This window comes from Desulfobacteraceae bacterium, assembly GCA_022340425.1.
In the GTDB taxonomy this organism is placed as follows: Bacteria; Desulfobacterota; Desulfobacteria; order Desulfobacterales; family JAABRJ01; genus JAABRJ01.
On the sequence record JAJDNY010000052.1, the window covers coordinates 21886 to 28144 of the forward strand.

Annotated in this window: 6 protein-coding genes and 1 tRNA gene; all 7 read left to right on the forward strand. The window is 61.6% G+C overall.

The genetic code is table 11. The features are described from left to right. Positions 1 to 300: 300 nt before the first annotated feature. Positions 301 to 376: transfer RNA gene (locus LJE63_04825), tRNA-His, on the forward strand. Between the two features lie 394 nt (positions 377 to 770). Beyond that, positions 771 to 1118, forward strand: a complete 348-nt coding sequence (locus LJE63_04830) for a hypothetical protein (protein MCG6905928.1) — start codon at positions 771 to 773, stop codon at positions 1116 to 1118. Positions 1119 to 1162: 44 nt separating this feature from the next. Further along, positions 1163 to 1594 carry a peptidoglycan-binding protein LysM gene (lysM, locus tag LJE63_04835; GenBank protein ID MCG6905929.1) on the forward strand — a complete coding sequence of 144 codons (432 nt, stop codon included), beginning with the start codon at positions 1163 to 1165 and terminating at the stop codon, positions 1592 to 1594. A gap of 200 nt (positions 1595 to 1794) precedes the next feature. Then, complete coding sequence (locus tag LJE63_04840; protein ID MCG6905930.1) at positions 1795 to 2973, forward strand: hypothetical protein; 1179 nt, start codon at positions 1795 to 1797, stop codon at positions 2971 to 2973. Continuing rightward, the gene (locus LJE63_04845) at positions 2966 to 3889 is read left to right on the forward strand and encodes a DUF6384 family protein (GenBank protein MCG6905931.1); all 924 of its coding nucleotides are present in this window, start codon (positions 2966 to 2968) and stop codon (positions 3887 to 3889) included. Before LJE63_04840 ends, LJE63_04845 begins: the two co-directional genes overlap by 8 nt. Before the next feature lie 13 nt (positions 3890 to 3902). After that, on the forward strand, positions 3903 to 5309 hold the full coding sequence (locus tag LJE63_04850; GenBank protein MCG6905932.1) for a hypothetical protein: 1407 nt from the start codon (positions 3903 to 3905) through the stop codon (positions 5307 to 5309). A 269-nt stretch (positions 5310 to 5578) separates the two neighbouring features. After that, on the forward strand, positions 5579 to 6259 hold a 681-nt coding region (locus tag LJE63_04855), incomplete at its 3' end, for a tellurite resistance TerB family protein (protein ID MCG6905933.1).

Sequence of the window (6259 nt, forward strand, 5' to 3'; positions counted from 1 at the left end):
GGGGTATCGGAGCGGGTCGTAAAACCGGCGGCGTGAAAAAATGCCGACGCCTTGCGCCCCCCGCCAGCGGATCAGGAGGGCAGCCGGACTGCACCCCCGGAAGCGGTTAACCAACGGTATATCCGGCTAAAATTGTTTGAAAAACGGGCAACTCCCACAGAGGCTCAAATACTATACGAGAGACCCGCAACCGTCAATAAAATTGCGGGGCGATTGTTCAGGGCAAGCCAAAAAGGGTCGGCCCCCAACAATTTCCTTGAAAAGTGCGGGTCGATTTGGTAGTTTCCCATTCTCTTTATGGTGGGTGTAGCTCAGTTGGCAGAGCCCCAGGTTGTGGCCCTGGTTGTCGTGGGTTCAAGTCCCATCACTCACCCCATTTTTACCCCGTCGGGACCGCTTGCGGAATCCCCCCAACCGACGGGTTTTCCGACCGATACACCCGCGGGTCAGCCGGATGGCGCCCAAAGCGCGCATCCGACCGACCCGCGGGTTTCCCCCCATTGTTTTTACGTTCAAATCGAACCAGGCCATTTCTTGATCCCACATCCTGCTGTATTGTAGGGTGAGGCGATTAAACGGTTTTATTCCGCTCTTTTTTTCACTGCATCTTGCCAAATCGGATCCTTGGTTTAATTTTGTCTGTTGCTTGCCTTTTGGCCGAAAACCCCACAGTTCGGTGGGAACTCGCATTTTGGGGGACTGCAGCCATTGGGGGACGTTCAGCCGCAGCCGGCGGCCGCCGGCGCCATCCAAAGAAGGGGGAGGCATACATGAGCAAACACATGCAACTGATCGTCAAAGTCCAGCCGTACTACAAAGAAAATCTGAAAGCGGTTTACCCCAAGATTGCCGGCCACCTGAGCCGTGTTGATCAAGCCCTGGTCGAAAAGAACCCTTCGATCTTCGATCTGGTGGGAAAGCTGGACAAGCTGCTCTACGCCTTGGACGGCAACCCTGCCTTCAAAGAGATTCTGCTCAAGCACAAAGATGCCCTCTTCAATCTGTACGATACCATTCAAAACGCCATTGCCGACTGGCAATTGGCTCAGGCTGACCAGGCGCTGTACAAGCTCGAGGATATTTTTGATGAAATCGAGTGGGAACTGGACAAAGCCTGATTAGGCGATATGGTTTCCATCACGTTTTCTTAAAGGAGGTAAAAATGGGTTTATTCGACTTTATCAGTGACATGGGGGAAAAGCTTTTCGGCAGCCAGGACCAAGCGGCCGAAAAGATCAAGGCTAAAATCGAGGCAGCCAATCCCGGTGTCAAGGACCTCGACGTAACCTTTAAAGACGGCGTCGTCCACCTGAGCGGTACGGCGGAGAGTGCTGAGGCCATGGAAAAAGCGGTCCTGATGGCCGGAAACGTTCAGGGGGTGTCGGAGGTGAAGGCTGAAGGCATCACTGCGCCGCCCCAGCAGGCCAAGGTCGATTACTACGTCATTCAAAAAGGGGATTCCCTATCGGCCATCGCCAAACGCTACTACGGCGATGCCAAGGAGTACCCGCGGATTTTCGAGGCCAACCGTGAGGTTATAAAGAACGCCGACCTGATCTATCCGGGTCAGAAAATCCGGATTCCCCTAGTATAGCTCGTGCCCGGCAAAAAAGGGGCGGTGGTGCGATCCAGGATGCCGCCCTTCGCCGCCGCCCAGTCGGCGCCGCCCGGTTTCGGGAGCAGGAACCGGGCGGCGTAACCTATGGCAGTCGGCCCTGAGTCCAGGTCCCATGGTTCCGGATCCCATCGAGGATTCTCCCACCCATTGAAGTCGTAAAACCCAAGGAGGTGAATATGAGCACGACGGACGTGATCCGCACCCCGCTGAAATACTTGGACAAGGCCGTCAACGGCCTCCGCGACCTGGGTCTGTTGCCCGCCCAAACGGACGAGGCCCCGATCGTTGCCTTGATCCAACAGATCAGCGACCTGGACGAAGAAAAGGCCGTGGCCATTGCGCGCACCCTCAACCACACCACGCTGTTCAACGAGGTGGTGCGGGAGCACATCTCCCAGATGAAGGTGGGCGAGCGCTACGAAAAGATCACCGAGGCCTTCAACAGCATCCGCGACGATGCCAAATCGATGGTGGACCAACTGGAAGACGGCAAAATCTCCACCCTGGAAAAGGTTCAGAACCTTTGGGTGAAGGTCACCCGCGGTGATATCCCCGACCGTTTTCGCAAGATCAAAGACACCTATCTGGATGTGGCGGCCGACACCAAGGAGCAGATTGCACGCGAGAACACGATCCTCGAATCCTACAAGGATTTCCGGGTGGCCCTCAAGGAGGCCCAGGTGCTGGCCTTTCAGCTGCTGAAAAAATCCGAGGAAACAGTTGCGGCAGCCAAGGACGCGCTGGCGGCGGCATCCAAGGCCGTTGAAGCATACGCGGGCGAGGACCGTGAGCAGATCGCACGCCTGGAATTGGAGCGGGACCAGCGCCTGCGCGACCTCCAGGATGAAGACAAGCGCTTTCAAATCGCCAAGGACCTGGCCGAGAACCTCTCGGTCAGCTACAACACCACCGAGGTGGTGATGGCGCGGCTGATGCAGTCCACCGAGGTCAAGGAGCGGGTCTATTCCCAGGCGGTGTCCTTTTTCGGGACCAACGAAACCGTCTTCACCGCCCTGAATGCCTCCTTCACCAGCCTGCAGGGTCTGCACGAAAGCACGCGCACCCTGGATGCCATGAAAGCGGGGGTCAACCAGAGTCTGGAGACCCTTGCCGAGGTGGGCGGCAAGGTGCAGGAGGATGCCCTGCGGGCGGGCTACGGCCCGACGATCAAGGCCGAATCGGTCAAGAAGCTGGTCGAGGCGGTGGTCAATTTCCAACACAAATCCCGATCGCTGATCGCCGAAATGCGGGATCTGGCCACGCGCAACGAGCAGGAGATCGCTGTCGCGGTGGAGGATGCCAAAAAACGGATGGTGGAACTGACCCACGCAGGAGCACCCGTCGAAAATGGTTGACCAACAGCCCGCTGAAAAAATCGAACTCTCCGAGGTGATGATCGCCATGGACGTGGTGGACACCATCCGCCACCAGCGCGCCCTCGTGGAACGGGAGCTTCAAGCGGAAGATCGGGAAACCGAGCTGATCGAGAAGCTCCGGAAGATTTATGCCGGGCAGGGGTTGGAAGTCTCAGAGGAGGTCATCGCCCAGGGGGTCCAGGCCATGCGGGAGGATCGCTTCACCTACCGCCCCCCACCCCATGGGCTGCAGACCATGCTGGCGCGGCTCTACGTCCACCGGGGGCGCTGGGCCAGGCGGGCGGGGATGGCGCTGCTGGTCCTGATCGGGTTATGGGCGGGATATCGCTACATGGTTGTCGTGCCGGCCGAGCGCGGCCGCCAGGAGACGGCCGAGGCATCCCGGGCGATCGCTTCCCTTCGCGCCGAAGCGCTGGCGGAGGCCGTCGAGGCAGGTGTTGCGGAAAAAGTCGAGGCCATTTACCAGGAGGCCCTGGCGGCCCAGCAGGCCGGCGACCCCGAAAAGGTCCGCACCAGCCGCGAGGCCCTGCAGACCATCCGCGATACGCTGCGGCAGGTCTACACCCTCCAGGTGGTCTCGCGACCTGGAATGCCCAGCGGCGTGTGGCGCTACCCGGCGGACAGCCGCAGTGCACGCAACTACTACCTGATCGTCGAGGCCGTCTCCCCCAGCGGGCAGCGGCTCAGCCTGCCGATTACCTCGGAGGAGGACGGCACGGTGCGCTCGGTCGCCGCGTGGGGGCTGCGGGTGGAGCGCCAGGTTTACGAGCGGGTCGGGCAGGACAAGATGGATGACGGAATCGTGAACCAGAAGACCGTCGGTGCCAAGCGGCGCGGGTATCTCACACCGGATTACGCGGTTGCCACAACGGGTGCGACGATCACCGAATGGTAGGGGAGACCAGGCCATGTTGACTGGAACGGACCAGCTGGCGATCATCAACCGCCATATCGACACCACCCGCAGCGCCCTCGACACCCTGCACCAGCACAAGGAGGCCGCCACCCAGCAGCTGGTCGGGCTCCGGAGTCAGATGACCGAGGCATACCGCCAATTGGCCCGCTTCCGCTTGGACGAATTGGGCGCCGGCCGCGTGGTCGCCCATCTGGAAGAGGTCGACCGGGCCACGCTGGAACTGCTCAAGCGCCGGGAGCAGGCCATGCAAGCCCTGGAGCCCGCCATCGCCCAGTGCGCCTCCCGGCTATCCGCGTTGAACGCTGAACGGGAGCAGGCGGTTGCCAAACGGGACGCGCTGGTCAGGCAGATCGATGAGCGCGCCGCCGAAATCAGGACCCGGCTCAGCGGCCAGGAAGTCTATCAGGCCCAGGAAAGGTTGGTGGCGGAGACCGCCGGGAAGGCCGAGCGGGCCGAGCGCAAGGCCGCCCAGGCGGAGGCCGACCAGGCCCAAAAAGGCCAATCCTACCGCGCGGACCCGCTTTTCATGTATCTCTGGGAGCGCCGCTACCTAACCCCCGACTACCGCCACCGGGGCCTCACCCGGCGCCTGGACGGCTGGGTCGCCGGCTTGATCCGCTATGCCGATGCCCGCGGCAACTACTACCTGCTGACGGAATTGCCGTTGCGGCTGCGTGAACACGCCCAGCGGCAGAAGGAGATTGCCGAAGAGGCACTCACGGGGCTGCGCGCCATGGAAGCGGAAGCGCTGAATACCGAAGAGATGGTTCGAGACCAGGCCGCCCTTGCCCAAGTGCGCCAAGCCTTGGATGATGCCGAGCGCCGCATCGAAGAGGAGGAGGCCCGGCATGACGCCCTGCTGGATCAGCGTTCGCAATTTTCCTCCGGCACCGACGACATCTCCCGACAGGCCATCGACTTGCAGGTGTCCGAAATCAAGGACGAGTCTGTGGCAACGCTTTACCTGCAGGCCAAGATGACCCCCAAACCCGACGACGACCTCATCGTCAGTCGGATTCGCGACTTGCAGCAGGAGGAGCAGCGCATCCAAGCCGAACTCGACCGGCTGGAGTCCCAAGAGCGTCATCAGCGGCGCGCCTATCAGGATCTGGAAGATCTCCGCCAGCGCTACCGGCGCAGCGGCTACGACTCCAATCATTCCTATTTTCCCAGCGGTTTCGATCTGGTGGCGCTGCTGGCCTTGGTTCTTTCCGGAAAGTCTTCCGGCCGCGATGCCTGGGACCGCATCGATCGGGAACAGCAGTTCCGCAGGCCCCGAACCCCGCGGGATTTCGGTGGTGGCCGGTTTCCGGGCGGGTTCGGCGGCGGGTTTCGCACCGGTGGCGGGTTCGGCGGCGGTCGGGGAGGCGGCGGTTTCCGCACCGGCGGCCGTTTTTAAGCGCGGTCGGTCCGATCCCTGACCATCTCGCCAGCTCTGACAGGGCCGGGTTCGGGACTGACTCCGAATGGGCGCAGACGGCAACAGGCAACACCCAATGAAGATGAAGCGGTAAAAAGTCAAAAACAAGACGGTTTCGAAAAAAGTTCAAGTTCAAGGCGCGCAAATTTCGAGGAGTGAGGCGTACTACTGTACCCCGCAGCGACTTCGAGATGCAGCGCAACGCAGAAAGTGGACTTTTTGCGGAACCGTCAATGAAGGAGGGTGCCATGTTCTACATGAAGGATCTGCTCGGTGGATTGACTCAGGCGGGCCCGACCCGGTCCACCAAGCAACGCATGCAAAGCGCGCTGGGCGCGGGCGGCAAGGCACCCCAAGACCTGCTCTCCGGGCTGTTCGGCGGCGCCTCCGGCGAAGGCTTGGGCGAGGCGTTGTCGAAGATGCTCGCCGGCGGCAGCGGCGGGGCCATCGGGGGAATGCTGGGCAGCGTTCTCGAAGACGCCAGCCGCGCGGTGGGCGGAAAGCGTAACCTGGCCGTGGGGGGCATCGGGGCCTTGGCCGGCGCGCTGCTCGGCGGCGGTGGGAGTTCGCTGAAAGGCGCACTCGGCGGCGGCGTCATGGGACTGCTGGGGGCGATGGCCTACTCGGCCCTTAAAAAAGGCGGGCAGCCGCCCGCCGAGGTGCCCATCGGGTTGCAGGAAACCCGAACCCCCGAACAAAAGCAGACCCTGGAGCGGGAGGCCGGGCTTATTTTTCAGGCTATGATCAATGCAGCCAAGGCCGACGGCCAGATCGACAAGGACGAAATCGACCGCATCATCGTCAGGCTCGGTGAAATGGGAATTGGCGGTGAAGCCCAGGCGTTTGTGATTGCCGAGATGCAACAGGCGATGAACACCGATGCCTTGGTCAAGGCCGCTGCCGGCCGTCCGGGGCTGGGCGCCCAGCTC